Source organism: Bacillus sp. FSL K6-6540 (genome assembly GCF_038007545.1).
Genome location: NZ_JBBOXH010000001.1, coordinates 3074293 through 3092277 on the forward strand (window position 1 = coordinate 3074293; position 17985 = coordinate 3092277).

The following is a 17985-nucleotide window of genomic DNA, read 5'->3' on the forward strand; positions in this document are numbered from 1 at the left end:
ACTCGGCAGCTTGGTTTCGTTATGAAGGATGTAATGGATTTCCGAACAGGCGCGTAGGAATTTAATTAACCCTGCGGTATAATTTGAAATGACATCATATTTGGATTGAAGGGACCGTGATAGACATGAAGCAAACCCATAAACCGAGGAGCAAAAGATGGATCAGGCCATTCGTTTGGATATTGTCCATCTTAGCCATCATTATCATCGTGGGTCTTGCCATACTGGATTCACTTACTTACGAGCCGCTGGATGAAGCGAAAGCGGCATTTCAAAGCGACGCGAGGGTAGCGGTTGAACGCATCCAAGACGGCTATCGCTTCGAGCCCGTAAACGGGCAGATGATTCAGCCCGACATTATTTTTTATCCGGGCGGATTGGTGGAGCCCGAAAGTTACGCGCCTTTTGCCAAGAGAATGGCAGAGAAAGGGCATCGCGTGTATGTTGCCTCCATGCCGCTGAATCTCGCCATATTCGGACAGAACAAGGCGGATTCCTTCATAGCGGAGCATCCAGACAACCGATATGTTATCGGCGGACATTCCTTAGGCGGCGTTTTTGCCGCGAGATATGCCAAGGAACATGCGGATGTCATTGAAGGGGTCTATTTCATGGCCTCATACGCTGACGATGGGGGCAATCTGAACGGATTAAACCTGTCCGCGCTTCAGATCACCGGTACGCAGGACGGCGTTCTTGATCGAACGAAATGGGAGGCTGCCCAAAAGAATCTACCGGACGCTACCACCTATGTAGAGATTGAGGGCGGAAATCACGGGCAATTCGGAGCTTACGGTATGCAAAAAGGAGACCATGAACCCGCCATCACCGAGGCCGAGCAGCTGGACGAAGTGTCGGAGGCCATGGGGCGTTGGCTTCAGTCTATGGATGATTCCCTGTAACTGTAACTGAAATGTAACCCGATTGAAACTTCTGCGTATAAAGGTTATAAACATGGATGCATGTTTAACATTTAAAGAAGTTGAGGGATTCCATCATATGAATGTGGCATATACAGATTACGCCGATACGGGATATCGGCAGGCTGAGCAGAAGGCTGCTCAGTATTTTGCATCGCTCCATGTACAGGTAAAGGATAAGAGTTATGTGCCTATCCTGACAGAAGACATTCTAATATGGAAAAGAAAGCATGTTCAACGTCAATCATGGCTGTCCTCTATATTGCCGGCGAAGAAAAAGCCGGATAACCGGAATTATCATAGATACATCGGATGGCTCAATTATACAGGCGAATTGGATGATTATTTGGATCGAAGCATTTCCTATATTTATATGAGGGATCTGGGCATGGCGCTGGATTCCCCTGATACGAAAGAGAGAATACGACGAGTTGTTGCGAATACCCGAAAACTTCTGGTTCGCTCAAACGGAGCAAAAGAGGGAGACACGCCGGATTTTATGAGTCTGGCGGGATTGTACCGTTGGGCGCAAAAGGAAGGCATTGAAACAGCCGTGATTTGGGTCATCAACAAACTGAAGCATGTAGCCTCCCATATCCCGGACAAGATGGATGCAGAGCAAGCCCAGCGCAAATTAATCAAAATTATCGTCGGGGTTGTCATGCATGTTATGGAAGATTTGAATGGCGAAACATCGCCAGCTGAACGCTCAGCGCGTCTTGACGATGCGATCCGGCTGGGTTATTCCTACGGATTAACCTATCCTTTCATAGACGATCTGCTCGATTCAGGGGTCTTGAACGCCCAGGAGAAGGAACAGTACTCCCACATGATACGGCAGGCCCTGCTTACCGGGAAAGTACCGGAACTTGGCCAGTGGAGCGGTAAAAACATGGAGCTCGTTCATTTCGTGCATCAGGAGCTCCGGGATGCATTCGAGTATATTCAAGGGCGGCAGCGCCCGGAAACGCAGCAAACTTTTTTCGAGCAGTCCAACGTGTTTTTTCATTCGCAGCATATTGACCGTATCAAGGACCTTGCGAATCCCGATTACACCAATGAAGAATTATATCTGCCGATCATCCTGAAATCCTCTTCCTCGCGATTGATTGTCCGTTCTGTTATAAGCGCAGCGGCGGATGAAGGCTTCGAGGACCGAACGTTCTATTATGGGATCTACAACCAGTTGGCCGATGATTTTGCCGATATGTTTCAAGACCTGAATGACGGGGCGGTAACACCTTACACTTACTATCTAAAATATCGCGGCCAACGCCAGGACCTCATCAATCCTTTTGAATTATACTGGGCGGTGATTTCCCACCTGATTCATAACGTGTACCATTCGGACGCCAAGACGCGAGAGGTGATGCTCGACCGGGCCATCAATGGACTGAAGCGCTGCAAAGAACGCGTCGGCACCGAGAAATACAATGAAATTATGGATATTTTCGCTTCCGGGAACCCGGAATTCAATCGTCTTATCCAGCACATGGTTTCCAAAGCCGATCAGGTGGATTTCCTTGATAAATTGCTGCGTGATCAGATGGTAACCGTACTTAGAAACGAGCGGAAAGAGAAGGATTATTTTATCGATACGTTTAAATCCGTTCGAGATGAGATTAACCAACATTTGCAAATCGACAAGACTCCCGGCATACCGCCGATGAAAGAGTCGCTGATCGATGCGGCCAATTATTCGCTCGAAGGGGATGGCAAGCGCCTGAGACCCATACTGACTTGGGTAATGGCCGTGAAGGAATATGGACTGCAGGCATCAGCCATCGTGCCGCTGCTGAGATCGCTTGAATACATGCACACCGCTTCCTTGATATTCGATGATTTGCCTTCCCAGGATAACGCCTCTACTCGTAGAGGGCGGCCGACCTTGCATCAGGTTCACGATAGCGCCACGGCGGAAATTACCGGGTTGTTCCTGATACAGAAGGCGATCGAAGAGCAGTCCTCCCTGGAAGGGTTTGACCCGAAAACGGTGTTGAAGCTGATACGCTATTCGTCCCAGCGAGCGGGAGATATGTGTTCCGGCCAGGCGATGGATTTGAATTCAAAAGGGAAGGCCTTGTCGTTGGAGCAGTTGAATACGGTTTGTTACTACAAGACGGGGATCGCGTTCGAGGCATCGCTGGTTATGCCCGCCATTCTGGCTCAGGTGAAGGAGACGGAAATCGCAATCCTGAAGAAATTTGCTTACCACGCAGGCATTGCTTTTCAGATTCAGGATGATTTGCTGGATGTGCAGGGAAACGTGGAACAGCTTGGCAAACCCGGGGGACAGGATGCGGAGAACAACACCTCGACCTTCGTGAGCATTCTGGGGCAGGAAGGGGCCAGCCGGGAAATGTGGGATCATTATTGCCAGGCGATGGAGGCGCTGCAGGAAATGCCGCGCAATACGGCGTTTCTCAAGCATCTATTGAACTATATGGTTAATCGTGAACGTTAAGATGATCCCGTAAATTGTCGGTATTCTAATCGAAGGCAAGCGATTGCTCCGGCTGGAGTCGTCAATCGTTCTACTCCCACGGCAGCTGCATATATTTTCTGAGAATAAAGCTGCCGGAGGAGGCAAGGCCAATGAGTGATCCATTGTATGAGCACCGGTTTTGGCTGCAGATTCTTGGGGACCACTGCCGGTTTATTTTTACTGCGCTGTCGCCTAAGGAAAAAGCGGACATCGCTACCGCAGAATCCTTAATGACCAGATTTGATAGGCTCCTCAGTGAATCTCGCCGACCGGATGCATCCGCATTCATCGCTAAACTGAACGAAGAAGCCCTTCATGCTTCGCAAGAATTGCGCGAATTCAAGCTGAATTTATTAGAACGGCAGCTTGCAGGCACCATAGATTTTCTCCTGACCCCGTCCTTCGTCAACCACATGGTAAATGAATTGGAGGAATACCTGCGAATTTTGCAGGCCTTGCAAGAGGGGAAGGGAGTGCCGCTGTTCCATCCTTTGCATTATGATATGGTCTGGCTGCAGGATGCCTTTGGTCATGCGGCAAGTCTGGCCGCTGATCTGGATTTTGCCGAAAAGCCGTTGATTGCCAAAAGCATGGCGTTCCAGAAAGATTTTGAAGGGTTTTATCTGAAAGCTGTTGAAATGACAGGGTACCTGCGGACCCGCCTGAAGGATTTTCCCGCCCTGCGCAAATTTCATGCCGATGTAAACCTGGAAATGAGAGTGTTCATGCACTTTCTGTCGGAACTCGAGGAGCTTGAGCTGCGCGGGGAAGTGCTGGACCGGATCAATCCGCTGATGCCGGATCATATGTATCGGGAAGAATGCTATTATCTGTCCAAGCTGGCTGCTCTGGGCGAAGTACAGAGCCCGAACTGCGATCCGACGAAGCCGAGAGTCACAGGTTGATGGATGAAGGATGGGCTCTATCTCGAGTTAAAAAAGGCAATCTTCACTTTCTTCTCATGGGGCTGAACATTCACTGGAAGAAGGGCCGCGTCGCACTTATGGCGATCTACGGGAGCAGTATCTCCAAGCAAGCCGACCAAGTTAACAATTTGAATGGAAAGCAGTTCTCTTGCTGTCAATGAAGAGACTGCTTTTTTGATTTTGCCATGACGAGATCGAATTTTTGATAAAAAAGTACAGTTCGCCTTCGCTGAAATTTGGTATGATGTCTTCATAGGAAGCTACAATCATAAGTGAGAGAAAGGACAAGAAATGCAGACCGGTGAAATCGTTCAACGCGCCATTGATTTTGTCGAAGATCATCTCACGGAACCGCTGGCACTCGAGGAAATTGCCGGCGTGGCAGCCATGTCATTGCCGAATCTCTATCGATTGTTTCACAGTATAACGGGACACCCCGTCAAGGAGTACATACGAAGACGCAGGATCAGCGAAGCCGCCAGCTGTTTGCGCAATACCGACCTGCCGACCATCGATATCGGGTACCGCTGTGGATTTGAGTCCTACCCGGCATTCATGAAAACTTTCAAAAGGTGCACAGGTCTAACTCCAGGAGCATACCGGAAAGCTCGGCTGGTCTACAGTTTTGAACGGATGAACCTGAATGAACGGATAACATTCATGGGAGAGCGGGATGCCTCTGAACGCTTTCCTGAAGTAAGGATTACCCGTTTGCTTCCCCGGAAAGGGATCGGTTGTCTGTTTGCTGCAGAGCATGAGAAAGGGATAGAAACCGCGGCGATCGATCATTTCCGGACGCTTATGTCTTCTCACCATATCGATATCCATGAGCTGAGGCTCTTCGGTTGGAACGTGGACCTGGAGGATGAAAGCAAGCCGTTCGGATATCAATTGCTCGCTGTTGACGTGAAGGAGCGGGCCCGGATGATGAATCATCCGGAACTGCAAGCCATCGTTCTTGATGGCGGGCTGTATGCAGTGGTCCGAACGCCATCGGTGGCGGAAGACTGCATTCAGAACACATGGAACCGTTTGTTCTCCGAATGGCTGCCCCGCAGTGTGTTTGAGCAAGGAAAGCATCATTTCATGGAAGAATATGTACTGAACAAGAATCAAATCGTTCGCATGAAGCTTTACCTTCCCGTGGAACGAAGCAAGTTGATGGGAAGGATCGAAATTGTGGAGTTGTCTACGCTTAAGGCGATAGCCTTTCGCAGAAAGGGGCCGGACTGCGTGGAACGAGCGGATGAAGCTTCGATTGCCTGGTTATCGTGTAACGGGTTTAGGGGTGACTCGCGTATTCGCGTATTCATGCGCTGTGACGACCGTCTGCTGGAGGAAAGCTCCGCCTACGAGGTTTATATAGTTCCTCCGGAGGAGTTCCTTCCATCCCTTGAAGATAAGGACGTGCAGGTTGAGTTGGAAGGCGGTACCTATGCCTGCCTGGAATCAGGTGCTTATGGCACGATGACAGGCGTACTTCATCGAATTTATCGATGGCTCGATGCTTCAAGCGAGTTTACGCCGGATCCAGAACGCCGGTGGTATGCCAGTTACGACCTGGAGGGAGCGTCAGATGATGGAATGATCCAAGCGAAGTGTTATGTTCCGGTTAAAATCAAGCAGCAGATATAAGAATGGAGGGAGCTCATGAGCAGATGGCCTGTCGGAAAAGAGCTGCCGGAAGGGTATCGACCGTTTAAGGCACCACGCGTGCTAAAGATGATCCAGGGAGGAAAAACCATGAACGAATCCATGCAGAATACGGACAACCATACACAGGCAAGCCCCATTAAGAACAAGGTGGGCAGCATCTTCATTCCGGTACGGAATATCGAAGCGTCGCGCAGCTGGTACTGCCGCGTGCTGGGCATACCAGAGGCTGATTGCCAGATTATGAACGGACATTTATGTCCTTTGCCCATGGTAGGTACGGGCGTGATTCTGGATACGATGCCGAAGTGGGGAGGAGATCAGCCCGAGGGAGCACCGTCAATCGATACTCCCGCCTTCATGCTGATGACAGAGGACCTGGAAGGTTCTTTGGAATATATGAAGAAGCTCGGCGTGGAACTCGTGACGGAAATCGAACACAACCATTGGTTCGTCGTGAAGGATCCCGATGGGAATAAACTCATGATTTGTCGTGAATAAGTTAGAATTTGTACGAGGAAATAGGGAAGTGACAGAAGCCGGCTCTAGCAGCCGGCTTTTTGATATGGAGAGAAGCGTAAGGAATTTAATGAAAGAAATAAAAAGACGAATGTAAAATAATATAAATTTAGGTTGATAGTGGCATATAACAGGAATATAATGGAAATATAAGCGCATTATTTACGGTGTTTTATAGGAGAACAACAAGTGAATCTTCCATCATAGATTGGTTTAAGGCAAGACAAGAGAACGAGAAAGAGAGGTGATACGAAGCTTCAGTAGACGGTCCGCACGATGCTGGCACACGAGGTATCCATGAAACCTGAATCCGATGAAAATAGGAGGGAACATGATGCTAAGAAAAGGAATATGTGTAGTTCTGCTGTTTAGTCTTCTGGTCGTTCTATTGCCTGTGAACAAAACCAATGCGGCGCCGAACTGGAATTTGGTATGGAGTGACGAGTTTAACGGGACCTCGCTCAACAGATCCAATTGGACGCCGGAAATCGGTACCGGCAGCGGGGGATGGGGAAACAATGAGCTGCAGTATTATACCGATCGCGCGCAGAACGTGCAGGTCACCGGCGGTAATCTTGTCATTACGGCGCAGAAGGAATCCTATGGCGGGATGAATTACACCTCTGCCCGGATCAAAACCCAGGATTTGAAGAGCTTTACTTACGGAAAAGTGGAGGCTCGAATCAAGCTGCCGTCTGGCCAAGGCTTGTGGCCGGCGTTTTGGATGCTCGGAAGCAACATCAGCACGGTCGGCTGGCCGAAGAGCGGAGAGATCGACATTATGGAACGGGTAAATCTGAATCCATACGTGAACGGTACCGTTCACTGGGATGCTGGAGGTCACGCCGAATTCGGTCGGGTATCCGGCAATCTGGATTTTTCGCAGTTCCATGTTTACAGTATTGAGTGGGATTCTAAATACATCCGCTGGTTTGTGGACGGTCAGCAGTTCAATGAATTTTATATTGAGAACGGAACGGGCAATACCGAGGAATTCCAGCGTCCGTTCTTCTTATTGCTGAATTTGGCGGTTGGCGGAAATTGGCCGGGTAGTCCGAACAATTCCACGCCGTTCCCATCGCAGATGCTGGTGGATTACGTACGCGTGTACCAAGACACGGGTGCATCGAATGTCATCAGCGACGGGATTTATACGATCGCTTCCAAGGCGAGCGGCAAAGTGATGGATGTCGTGGATGTGTCCACGGCCAGCGGCGCCAAAATCCAGCAGTGGACCAACTACGTCGCCAATAACCAAAGGTTCCGGGTGGAAAGCACGGGAGACGGATACTACAAACTCACGGCCGTGCATAGCGGCAAAGTTCTCGACGTGCCGAATTCGTCCACTTCCACCGGCGTTCAGCTGCAGCAATGGAATGATAATGGTACGGATGCACAGCGATGGAGGATCATTGATGTTGGAGGCGGTTATTATAAACTTGTGTCCAAAGCGAGCGGGCTTGCAGTCGATGTAGCCAGTGCCTCCACCGCGGACGGGGCTGCCGTTCAGCAATGGACGGACAATGGCACGGATGCGCAGAAGTGGGCTTTCACCAAAATCAATTAAGCTTGGACAGGCAGTCCCGTTTGGGACCGCCTGTTTCATTTTGGGGAGGGTTGCCTTGGGGCGGCGCCGGCTGACGAGCTGAAGGCATGTCTGGTATAATGATGGGAAAAATCCGGAGGAATCAGACACATGGAACCTGTCCTTTTTACAAACGGTCTTCTTTATTCACCGCACGCTGCAACGACTGCGGACTCGATATATGTAGAAGACGGCATCATTCGTGCCATGGGAAGTGCGGCCGAGCTGCGCCTGCAGATATCGGGACGGGATTATCGAACGGTGGATTGGGAAGGGGCTTTCGTGCTGCCAGGCCTGGTGGATGCCCATATGCATCTCGGCATGCACGGACTCAAGCTGGGCATGCTGGACTTCACCGAGGCGGCTTCGAAAGACGAGATGCTGGCTATGCTGCGAGCTCGGGCTGCGGTAACGCCGCCTGGGGAGTGGATCATGGGGCTGAACTGGAACGAGAACCATTTTCCGGACCCGGTAATCCCGAATATGATGGAGCTTGACGACATCACTACGGAGCATCCTGTATATCTGACGAGAACCTGTTTTCATGCTTTCCTCGGTAATTCGGAAGCGTTTCGAAGAGCAGGGATCACTGCAGACACGCCCGATCCGGAGTCCGGCGCTTTCGGCCGGGATGCCGATGGCCGGTTGAACGGCTGCATTTACGAGAATGCTTCGGTGCCTTTTACCATGGTCCAGCCGGAGCCTGACCCGTCCAAGCTGAAAGCTGCGATGCTTCAGGCATGCCGTGATGCCCTTCGGCTCGGCCTGACGGCAGCGCATACGGAAGACCTCCGCCTGCTGGGCAGCGTGGAAGCGATGCAGCGGATCCATCGTGAACTGCGCGAGGAGGGACTGCGCTTCCGTACCCATCAGCTGATGTTCCATGGCTTTCTTGATGAAATGGAGGAGCTCGGCGTCAAGGCAGGCAGCGGGAACGAATGGAATCGCATCGGAGCGGTTAAATTGTTCGCGGACGGGGCGGTTGGAGGAAGAACGGCGCTGCTCAAGGAGCCTTACCATGATGCGCCGCATACCCGCGGGCTGGCCATGCATACGCCAGAGGAGCTAAGGGAGATTGTTGGCAAGGCGCGCAGGCTGGGTTATCCCGTTGCTTTTCATGCGATCGGTGACGGCGCGGCAGAGATGATGACGGATGTGCTTGAAATCCTTCCGCTGAGCAGAGCTGCGAAGCTTCCCGACCGCTTCATTCATGCCCAAATTGTACACCCCGATACAGTTAAGCGAATGAGCAAGCTGAAGCTGGCCGTGGACCTGCAGCCTCGGTTTGTGCCCAGCGATTTTCCATGGGTGCTGGAGCGCGTAGGTCCTGATCGGACAAGCTGTTTGTATGCATGGAAGAAGTGGCTGCGTTCGGGGCTGCCTTGTTCCGGCGGCAGCGACGCTCCCATAGAGCCGCTGAATCCGCTGCTCGGGATTCATGCTGCCATTACCAGACGCAAGCCGGAGGAGAATCACGCAGGCTATTTGCCGGAGGAGAAGCTCAGCCTGACGGAAGCGCTCGGGCTGTTTACGCTCGGCAGCGCGGGGGCAGCGGGAGAAGCGGATCAACGAGGAACACTGGAATTGGGCAAATATGCAGATTTCACGGTAGTGGATCGCTGCTTGCATGATGGGATGGAGCCGGACGAGCTGCTGGAGGCGAAGGTCAGAATGACGGTGATTAACGGGGAAATCGGTTATGCCGAGTAGGTGTCACGACAGGAACGGTCTTAACCATCTTGATCATTCTCGTGAAAATTTTATAAATATGGTTTACCGACGAAATGGTTTTATATATAATAATCATAACAAATGCGATGACGAGACGAGTAAATAAACGAATTCTTGTACAGAGAGCTCCGGCAGCTGAAAAGGGGCAAAGCGTTCTTTATTGAAAAAAGACTCTGAGCAGCACAAGGAACTCTCAACGGAGGGGGATGGTGTGCCAGGAGCTCCTGTTACAGAGCTAGAGTATCTGCATTCCCGTGTAATGCCGTACTCGATGAGGCGAATATGGTGACATATTGGCAAATTTGGGGTGGTACCGCGAGTATAACAATCTCGTCCCTGAGACTTACGGTCTTGGGGGTGGGATTTTTTTGTTAAGTGATCCAAAAGGTTAGACATCAGTGGCTTGCCGTTCGTATATCGTAAGTAACGGTCTGATATAAGCAGTCCGTCTTCTGAGAAAGCAAACTTTTTCTTATATCTAAAGAAATACGAAGGTTAAGGCGGGAAACCTACACGGATCTTGCCGGTTTGAATAATTATCTAGTAGAAGTTTATTTATTGCATGCTTTTGTCCGTACGGTACATCGATGTATGGGGAACATGACGACATTATTGAAAGGATATGAGTAGCGAATGTCACAAAAACTTAGAGTGGGAATTGTCGGTGGAACAGGAATGGTGGGTCAACGTTTTATGCAATTGCTGGATGGGCATCCATGGTTCGAAGTGACCACCATTGCAGCCAGCCGCAATTCGGCCGGGAAAACGTATGAAGAATCGGTACAGGGCCGCTGGAAGCTGGCTACACCGATCCCCGAGCAGGTGAAAGGCATTGTCGTTCAGGATGCATCGCAGGTGGAACAGGTTGCCGCAGAGGTTGACTTCGTATTCTGCGCGGTCGACATGAAGAAGAACGAGATTCAGGCATTGGAAGAGGCCTATGCCAAAACGGGCACACCCGTCATCTCCAACAACTCCGCCCATCGCTGGACGCCTGACGTTCCGATGGTCATTCCGGAAATCAATCCGGGTCATATCGACGTGATTGCCGCACAGCGCAAACGTCTGGGAACAACAACCGGGTTCATTGCGGTGAAGCCGAATTGTTCCATTCAAAGTTATGTGCCGGCGCTGCACGCTTTGCTTGATTTCAAACCTACGAATGTCGTTGCTTCCACTTACCAGGCAATATCCGGGGCCGGCAAGAACTTCACCGATTGGCCGGATATGCTGGACAACGTGATTCCGTATATCGGCGGCGAGGAAGAGAAGAGCGAGCAGGAGCCGCTTCGCATCTGGGGCAGCGTTGTGAACGGGGAGATCGTGAAAGCTGAATCCCCATTGATTACGACGCAATGCATACGCGTTCCCGTAACCGATGGCCATTTAGCTACCGTATTTGCGTCGTTCGAGAACAAGCCGTCGAAGGAGGAAATCCTGGATCGCTGGCAGCAGTTTAAAGGCAGACCGCAAGAGCTGGAACTCCCTAGTGCGCCTAAGCAATTCATTACGTATTTTGAAGAAGAGAACCGGCCTCAGACGAAGCTGGATCGCGACATTGAGCGCGGAATGGGCGTTTCGGTTGGCAGATTGCGCGAGGATTCCCTGTACGATTATAAATTCGTGGGCCTCTCGCATAATACGCTGCGCGGTGCAGCCGGCGGAGCCGTTCTGATTGCGGAACTGTTGAAAGCGGAAGGTTACATTCAAGCGAAATAACGATACATCCTATATATGATAAAAGACGACTGCAGCAAGCAGTCGTCTTTTTTTGGTGATTGTTCATGATTCCTACATTGACGGCATCCGTCCTTATCGTTTATAGTGTTACTCTGTGCTTCAATGCAAAGAAGCCAAAAAGCCGAAAAGCATAAAAGCGAAAAAGTCAAACATTCATCATCAATGGACGGGAGGTAACTCCCGCCACGACAATGGATAAGGAGTCTTAGCATCATGGAACGACATCTCAGTTTCTCAAAAAGCATCATTCTTATCGCGTTTATTCTGGCGCTGCTGTTTGTCTCCATCTTTTTGCTGAAAGCAGAGCCGCATCTTCCGCTCTTGGCAACCACCGTCGGTACGGCGGCCTTGCTGCGTTTGTTCGGGTTTTCCTGGAAGCGGCTCGAATCCGCCATCATTCAAGGAATTCAAACGGCGATTATGCCGATTCTCATTCTTTCGCTCATCGGCATTCTGATTGCGGTATGGATGATGAGCGGCACGGTACCGACCATTTTATACTATGGCATGGATTATATTGAACCGCATTATTTTGCCGTGAGCGCATTATATGTGACCATCGTGGTCTCGATGTTCACCGGAAGCTCCTTCACGACAGTCAGTACGGTTGGCGTTGCCTTTATGGGAATCGCGGTAACGACAGGAATTTCTCCGACGCTGGCAGCCGGAGCGGTGATCTGCGGCGCTTGCTTCGGTGATAAAATGTCGCCGCTCTCCGACACCACGAACTTTGCTCCCGCGGTCGCCGGCATATCCTTATTCACCCATATCGGCAATATGATCTACACGACAGTGCCGGCCCTTGTGGTGACAACGGTCTTTTTCCTGCTTGCGCCCACAAGTAACGCGCTGGATTTGTCCTCGATAAATCTAATCAAGGCGGCGCTTCATGACGGATTCCATATTCATTGGCTGACGTTGATGTCGCCGCTTGCCGTTATCGCCTGTTCCGTCAAGCGCATGCCGATCCTGCCGACACTCATCGCAGGCATTGTAACCGGACTGATCGTGACGGCCTTTGTTCAGCAGCAGGCAGCCGTCGATGTCTGGTTCAGCGTGATGCAGAGCGGCTACAAGAGCACGGTTGCCAACGAAACCGTTGCTTCCATTGTCAACCGCGGCGGATTGCAATCCATGATGTGGTCCGTATCGCTAATCTTGATTGCATTATCCTTGGGAGGGCTGCTTCAGCATTGCGGCGTCATCGAAGCCTTCTTCCGTCAAGTCATGCAGCCGCTGAAGCGCAGCAGCAGCGTGGTCGTGATGACGGGTGCATCTTCCATCGCGGTTAACGGCATGACGGGCGAGCAGTATTTATCGATCCTTTTGCCCGGTCAAATGTTCAAGGAGGAATATACTCGCCGAAACATACCGGCCAAGACGCTGTCACGCACATTGGAGGATTGTGGAACGCTGGTTAACCCTTTAATTCCATGGGGCGTCAGCGGTGCTTTTTTTGCCACGACCCTTGGAGTACCGGTCATCGAGTACGCACCTTATGCAACTTTCCTGTGGCTGAGCCCGCTCTTCACGTTTGCGTACGCTTTGATACCGCGATTGCAGCGGAACTCGCTTGGCAGGAAGATATGACCCTAGATAGGCACGATCCCATGTTGGCCTTGTTTCCCTGTTTCAAAGGGAGACAGGGTCTTTTTATTTATTGTTTATATTCATTTATGCCCAACCTGTGGTTCGAAAAATCTGCTACGATGGAGATATGTGATGCGAAACTATGGTTGAAATATTCTTATGGGGGTGAAAGCATGAACCAGCGGATTGGAAATGAGCCAACCGCTAAGGATTTGATGGAGATGCACGCACGGGTTATGTTTACGCATGACCTGGATAGTCGGATACGAACCATTAACGAGCCTTGGCCGGGAGAGGAGCCGGCTCCCCGATTTTTCTTGGGTCGAACGATCGACGGTTCAGCCGTTTGCAGGCTTCGTTATGATATTCAGGACAAACTTGCCAAGCAACTGACGGCGCTGGTTGAAAATGAACCGTCTCTTAACGAAGATTTTCAAACGAGACCCAAGCACTTCGATGACTACATGAATCTGCTGGCTGCTGATCAATATACGAGCGGACCTTGTTATCGGATTCTTGACATCACAATGTCATCGCCGAACATGCAGGCGGTATCGATCACCGGAGACAATATAACCGAGTATTCGCTCGCCGGTTTGGAATGGCTGAACGCGGAAATCGACTACGCCCAGCCTTGTGTCGCGATCATTCAAGATCAGAGGGTGGTGTCGGTCTGCCGGAGTGTTCGCGTTTCTACGGAAGCGCACGAAGCCGGACTGGAGACGTTAGCCGAATTTCGAGGGAGAGGTTATGCGGCCGCCGTTACTGCCGGTTGGGCAATCGAGGTGCGGAAAATGGGAGCATTGCCCCTGTACAGTACCTCATGGGATAATGCTTCTTCCCAGAGAGTGGCCGGTAAATTGGCATTGTCCTATTACGGCGTCAACTTCACGATTCGGTGAAAGGATAAAAAAAATCCCTCAACAGGCAACCACGTTGAAGGAGGTAGTGTGCTATATGATGTTGAATGATTAGCTTGAGCTGCCTCTTCTGTTTTTATAATAGCCATGACCTTGGTTGCCGTGCCTGCGTTTGTAATCGGATGACGATCCTTTGCGGCGAGAATACCCGTGACTGCTGCTGTATTTTCTTCCGTAATTCTTCGCGGAACTGCTGTACCGCTTGCGGCCATGACTGTGGGACGTCGAGTGGAGAAATTTGTTCATGATTTTTCGTAACATGTGGAATTTCCTCCTTTCTTGTTCGGAATCATTCCATATCATTTAATCGGATCGTAACATAAATGAAACCCCGGAATCAAATAAAACGCTGCCCATCTTATCAGAGGGGCGGTTTTTTTGCATTCGCGAGCGTCTGGAGCTCGTTCATGAACTGCAAGGAACCGGAGTAAGGACTGCTCAGTTGCAGCAAGCGTTTGATCATCTCCCGCAATTCTTCCGAAAGCTGCAGTTCTTCCTGCCAGCTTCGTTCTCCGATTGCGCTCGGATCGTCGTCCGGATCATAGACAGAATAGAGCATGAACAACATAAAGTGACCGATGTCGCGGAGATCCTCGATTTCTTTCGACTCTTTATATTGAACAGAGGAGCTCGTGCCGCCGCGCCGGAACTTCTTTCGGGCAGGCTGCCGGAGAGGAGGGGGTTCACCGATCCTTCGTGCCAGCCCAAAATCGATGAGATGGATACGGCCATCCTTAAACAGCACATTGGGAATCCGCAGGTCGAGATGAACATAGCCTTGTTCGTGCAGGTAACGGACCAGCTCCAGAAGCTGCAGCGCGATATGGAGACATTCGGCTTCCCCGTATTTCATGCCATGTTCGAATATTAAATCCTCCAGCGTATCCCCGTCCATATAAGACATGACCAGATACGAATGGCGGCTGTCCGTGAAAAAATCCTGATATGCCGGAATTTGCGGATGCTGAAGGGTGCTTAATATAGCGGCTTCCCGATTCAGCAATTCTTTGGCGTAATCGCCTTTGCTTGGCCGTGACTGTTTGACGGCGACTATATGACCGCTCTGTTGATCCCGACATTGATAGATGATACCGTAACTTCCTTCGCCAATCATTTCTTGGACGGTGTAGCGACTCCCCAGCACCGTATTCTCTTCAGCCGGGTAATCCCGCCATGCGTTGATAAAGGAGCCAAGGTTCGATAAAAAGCGCATTATATTCCAACCTCTCCTTTTTGGGTCCTTCGCCTAATTCTGAGCGTGTGCCATTTCTGATTATCGTACATTATAAGCGATGTTACGCATCGAGGTATACATCGGATTGGGGCGAAGTTCGTTAGTCGTCGGCTTCCATCTGATGTTTCCGATACTCCAGGGGCGACAGTCCGTTAAGTTGACGGAACAGCTTCGAAAAATAATGGATGGATGAGAAGCCGAACTTCTCGGCGATCTCGGTAATGCTGATGTCCGTATTGCGCAGATCCTCCTTGGCCCGATGGATGCGAAACTGGTTAATATACTGTGTCGGCGGCAGCCCCGTCGAACGCTTGAACAATTCGAAGAAATAACCTCTGCTGATCCGGAGCTCCTCATAATATGCTTTCAATGGCCGCAGCTTGCCGTGAAGGATATCCTGATCCAATCGCTGCAGCAGCTTGTTCATTCTGTGATCGGGTATCGCCTCGTCCTGCAAGGCGAAGGCGAGGAAGTATTCGATGAATTGCAGGAATTGGCTCTGCGTCTTTACGCTGCGCATATAGGTATGCTCATTCTCATACTGGTTCCCGGTGTAGAATTTTTCAAACCAATCGCTCCATAGGCTGACTTTCTCTACTCTCATGAACTCGGGTATGGCGTAAGGAAAAGCAGGGCCTACATAGGAAGGATTCAGTTGGGTCATGTCATAACAGATAACGCTGGGGTGATCGGCCAAATGCCTGCGGTCCACATGGGCCCAGTCGAAATAACAGCACACATGGACCATGGGATCCCGGTTGTCCGCTATCCAATCATGCGGCTGACCTGCCGGTATGTACACAAGGGAACCTGGGTCGGTGATGTGCCTTCGCCCACAGGTGCGAACGATGCCCCGTCCCTCGGTAATGAGATAAAGGGATGACGAATAACAGTGGCGATTGTTATTGCTTTGACCTTTGGAAAAGGGGTATCTGGTGGCATACAGCACATAGGGATGGAAGACGGCAAAATCCACGTATTCATTTCCACATCCTTCAAGAAAAGATTCTATTCATATTCGCATGACGATTGTACAAAAGCCTGACGTTTATGTAAATACAAGGATCGCGGCCATTGCTATACTAACACTAATTCATTTCATGCTTGAGGAGGGAATTGAGATGTTGGACAGTCAATGGCTGTTGACGGATGAACAAATCTGTCAGTTTATCATGAAGGGGTATGTGGTGCTTCATAACGAATTGCCGGATCAGCTGCATGCTGAAGTCAGGGACAAAATCAACGCCGTACTGCACGAGGAAGGAAATCCCGGCAATAACATCCTGCCCCGTGTACCCGAGATTCAGCAGTTCTTCGAAACACCGGTCGTTCAAGGGGCTTTGACGAGCGTGCTCGGACCGGACTACTACATGCATCCGCATCGGCATTGCCATTACAATCAGCCGGGCGATCCGCTGCCGGGGGGCGGGCAGTGGCATAAAGACGGTTACTGGTCCAGCATGCGCAGCCACCGACCTTGGTGGGCGATGATATTTTATTACATGCAGGATATCACCGAGGAAATGGGACCTACCGCCATCATGCCCGGTACCGCATACTACGATAAGTTCGTAGGCGATCAAGGTGAGACGATACTCCCGACCGGCAAAGCGGGGACGATGGTTTTGGTGCATTTTGATTTGTGGCACAAAGCTTCGCTTAATGTGTCTGGCATGGATCGATACATGCTAAAGTTTCAATTCGTTCGATTGCGTGCGCCGGAATCGCCGAGCTGGAATCATCTAGGGACCGAAATGAACCTAACGGGGGGAACCCCTTACGCGCACTTGAATCTTTGGAGGGATGTATGGAACTGGATGCGCGGCGAACCGGGTCAGGAGAACCTCTCGGCAACGGAAGACGAAGTCCCGATCGAGCCATTGGCCGAAGAATTAAAATCCGAGGACGAGGTCATTCGCGCCAGGGCGGCGGATCAAGTTGGAATGTTAGGAGAGAAGGCCGCTTCCTTAACTCCAGAACTGGGCCGAATGTTGAATGACAAGGAGCCGGTGGCTTTGAATGCCGGTTATGCGCTTGGCCGGCTGGGATCCGCAGGAACCGATGAATTGCTGCGCCTTATGTCCGAAGGTACAAGGCAAATCGCGGAAAGAGCGGCTTACGGACTGCAGAGTGCCGGCGCTGGAGCCGTTCCAGGACTGCTGACACTGCTCGAACATACGGACGAGAAGCGCAGAGCGCTTGCTGCTTTCGCGTTAGGGGCGATTGTGCCTTCGACGCGTGAGGTTTCGTCTGCATTGATTGCATGCCTACAGGACCCGAGCGATTGGGTTCGTCGAAACGCAATCGAAGCGCTGGGCATGATGGGGAGTGAGGCAGGCGAAGTGTGCCAGGCCTTGGCCAACATATTGGAAGAGTCGATACTGCAAGAGGGGGACGGAACAGCGGAAACCCGGGATAACGACAACACGCAGCAAAGTTATATCCTGAACAAGCTCGGATATACGGCAGCCTTGTCATTGCTGCGAACGGCCTCGCCACAGGATGTTCCCATCGTCATCCATTCGCTTGAGCAAGCGCTTCTCAGCAAGGATCGTTACGTCAGGGCGTATGCCTTCGAAACGCTTACCCATCTGCGGACACCCGAAGCGATGGAGGTCCTGATCCGATATTACCGACCGGCCAGATGGTGTCCGGACACAACGAAGGCGAGCACGTTCTGAT

At 51.0% G+C, this 17985-nt stretch carries 14 protein-coding genes; 11 read left to right on the top strand and 3 right to left on the bottom strand.

Annotated features, from left to right (window positions below):
* Positions 1–125 precede the first annotated feature (125 nt).
* From MHH82_RS13790 to aac(2')-IIb, 10 genes are all read left to right on the top strand, one after another.
* On the top strand, positions 126–902 hold the full coding sequence (locus MHH82_RS13790) for an alpha/beta hydrolase (protein ID WP_340966221.1): 777 nt from the start codon (positions 126–128) through the stop codon (positions 900–902).
* Between the two features lie 97 nt (positions 903–999).
* Positions 1000–3384, top strand: a complete 2385-nt coding sequence (locus tag MHH82_RS13795) for a polyprenyl synthetase family protein (protein WP_340966222.1) — start codon at positions 1000–1002, stop codon at positions 3382–3384.
* 131 nt (positions 3385–3515) lie between these two features.
* Positions 3516–4310: a DUF2935 domain-containing protein gene (locus MHH82_RS13800; RefSeq protein ID WP_015734937.1), complete on the top strand. Its 795-nt coding sequence runs from the start codon at positions 3516–3518 to the stop codon at positions 4308–4310.
* 312 nt (positions 4311–4622) lie between these two features.
* The gene (locus MHH82_RS13805) at positions 4623–5966 is read left to right on the top strand and encodes a helix-turn-helix domain-containing protein (protein ID WP_340966223.1); all 1344 of its coding nucleotides are present in this window, start codon (positions 4623–4625) and stop codon (positions 5964–5966) included.
* A 15-nt stretch (positions 5967–5981) separates the two neighbouring features.
* The gene (locus MHH82_RS13810) at positions 5982–6485 is read left to right on the top strand and encodes a VOC family protein (RefSeq protein WP_340966225.1); all 504 of its coding nucleotides are present in this window, start codon (positions 5982–5984) and stop codon (positions 6483–6485) included.
* A 349-nt stretch (positions 6486–6834) separates the two neighbouring features.
* The gene (locus MHH82_RS13815) at positions 6835–8070 is read left to right on the top strand and encodes an RICIN domain-containing protein (protein WP_445661963.1); all 1236 of its coding nucleotides are present in this window, start codon (positions 6835–6837) and stop codon (positions 8068–8070) included.
* A 129-nt stretch (positions 8071–8199) separates the two neighbouring features.
* Positions 8200–9798, top strand: coding sequence for an amidohydrolase (locus MHH82_RS13820; RefSeq protein ID WP_340966226.1), 1599 nt, complete (start codon positions 8200–8202; stop codon positions 9796–9798).
* Between the two features lie 654 nt (positions 9799–10452).
* The gene (gene asd, locus MHH82_RS13825; RefSeq protein ID WP_340966228.1) at positions 10453–11538 is read left to right on the top strand and encodes an aspartate-semialdehyde dehydrogenase; all 1086 of its coding nucleotides are present in this window, start codon (positions 10453–10455) and stop codon (positions 11536–11538) included.
* A gap of 234 nt (positions 11539–11772) precedes the next feature.
* On the top strand, positions 11773–13149 hold the full coding sequence (nhaC, locus tag MHH82_RS13830; RefSeq protein WP_340966229.1) for a Na+/H+ antiporter NhaC: 1377 nt from the start codon (positions 11773–11775) through the stop codon (positions 13147–13149).
* A gap of 173 nt (positions 13150–13322) precedes the next feature.
* Complete coding sequence (gene aac(2')-IIb / locus MHH82_RS13835) at positions 13323–14051, top strand: kasugamycin N-acetyltransferase AAC(2')-IIb (RefSeq protein WP_340966232.1); 729 nt, start codon at positions 13323–13325, stop codon at positions 14049–14051.
* A gap of 69 nt (positions 14052–14120) precedes the next feature.
* Here the strand turns inward: aac(2')-IIb and MHH82_RS13840 are convergent, their stop codons facing one another.
* From MHH82_RS13840 to MHH82_RS13850, 3 genes are all read right to left on the bottom strand, one after another.
* The gene (locus MHH82_RS13840) at positions 14121–14330 is read right to left on the bottom strand and encodes a hypothetical protein (protein ID WP_009592958.1); all 210 of its coding nucleotides are present in this window, start codon (positions 14328–14330) and stop codon (positions 14121–14123) included.
* Positions 14331–14430: 100 nt separating this feature from the next.
* Positions 14431–15282: a serine/threonine protein kinase gene (locus MHH82_RS13845; RefSeq protein WP_340966234.1), complete on the bottom strand. Its 852-nt coding sequence runs from the start codon at positions 15280–15282 to the stop codon at positions 14431–14433.
* A 121-nt stretch (positions 15283–15403) separates the two neighbouring features.
* The gene (locus MHH82_RS13850; protein WP_340966236.1) at positions 15404–16279 is read right to left on the bottom strand and encodes an AraC family transcriptional regulator; all 876 of its coding nucleotides are present in this window, start codon (positions 16277–16279) and stop codon (positions 15404–15406) included.
* 145 nt (positions 16280–16424) lie between these two features.
* Between MHH82_RS13850 and MHH82_RS13855 the strand changes: the two genes are divergently transcribed.
* The gene (locus tag MHH82_RS13855) at positions 16425–17984 is read left to right on the top strand and encodes a HEAT repeat domain-containing protein (protein ID WP_340966238.1); all 1560 of its coding nucleotides are present in this window, start codon (positions 16425–16427) and stop codon (positions 17982–17984) included.
* Position 17985 lies beyond the last annotated feature (1 nt).

Bases quoted from the DNA above. Each gene is read 5' to 3' on its own strand.
- MHH82_RS13800 (WP_015734937.1), top strand. From the start codon at position 3,516: ATGAGTGATCCATTGTATGAGCACCGGTTTTGGCTGCAGATTCTTGGG.
- nhaC (WP_340966229.1), top strand. From the start codon at position 11,773: ATGGAACGACATCTCAGTTTCTCAAAAAGCATCATTCTTATCGCGTTT.
- MHH82_RS13810 (WP_340966225.1), top strand. From the start codon at position 5,982: ATGAGCAGATGGCCTGTCGGAAAAGAGCTGCCGGAAGGGTATCGACCG.
- MHH82_RS13790 (WP_340966221.1), top strand. From the start codon at position 126: ATGAAGCAAACCCATAAACCGAGGAGCAAAAGATGGATCAGGCCATTC.
- MHH82_RS13815 (WP_445661963.1), top strand. From the start codon at position 6,835: ATGATGCTAAGAAAAGGAATATGTGTAGTTCTGCTGTTTAGTCTTCTG.
- asd (WP_340966228.1), top strand. From the start codon at position 10,453: ATGTCACAAAAACTTAGAGTGGGAATTGTCGGTGGAACAGGAATGGTG.
- MHH82_RS13840 (WP_009592958.1), bottom strand. From the start codon at position 14,330: ATGTTACGAAAAATCATGAACAAATTTCTCCACTCGACGTCCCACAGT.
- MHH82_RS13855 (WP_340966238.1), top strand. From the start codon at position 16,425: ATGTTGGACAGTCAATGGCTGTTGACGGATGAACAAATCTGTCAGTTT.
- MHH82_RS13795 (WP_340966222.1), top strand. From the start codon at position 1,000: ATGAATGTGGCATATACAGATTACGCCGATACGGGATATCGGCAGGCT.
- MHH82_RS13805 (WP_340966223.1), top strand. From the start codon at position 4,623: ATGCAGACCGGTGAAATCGTTCAACGCGCCATTGATTTTGTCGAAGAT.
- MHH82_RS13845 (WP_340966234.1), bottom strand. From the start codon at position 15,282: ATGCGCTTTTTATCGAACCTTGGCTCCTTTATCAACGCATGGCGGGAT.
- MHH82_RS13820 (WP_340966226.1), top strand. From the start codon at position 8,200: ATGGAACCTGTCCTTTTTACAAACGGTCTTCTTTATTCACCGCACGCT.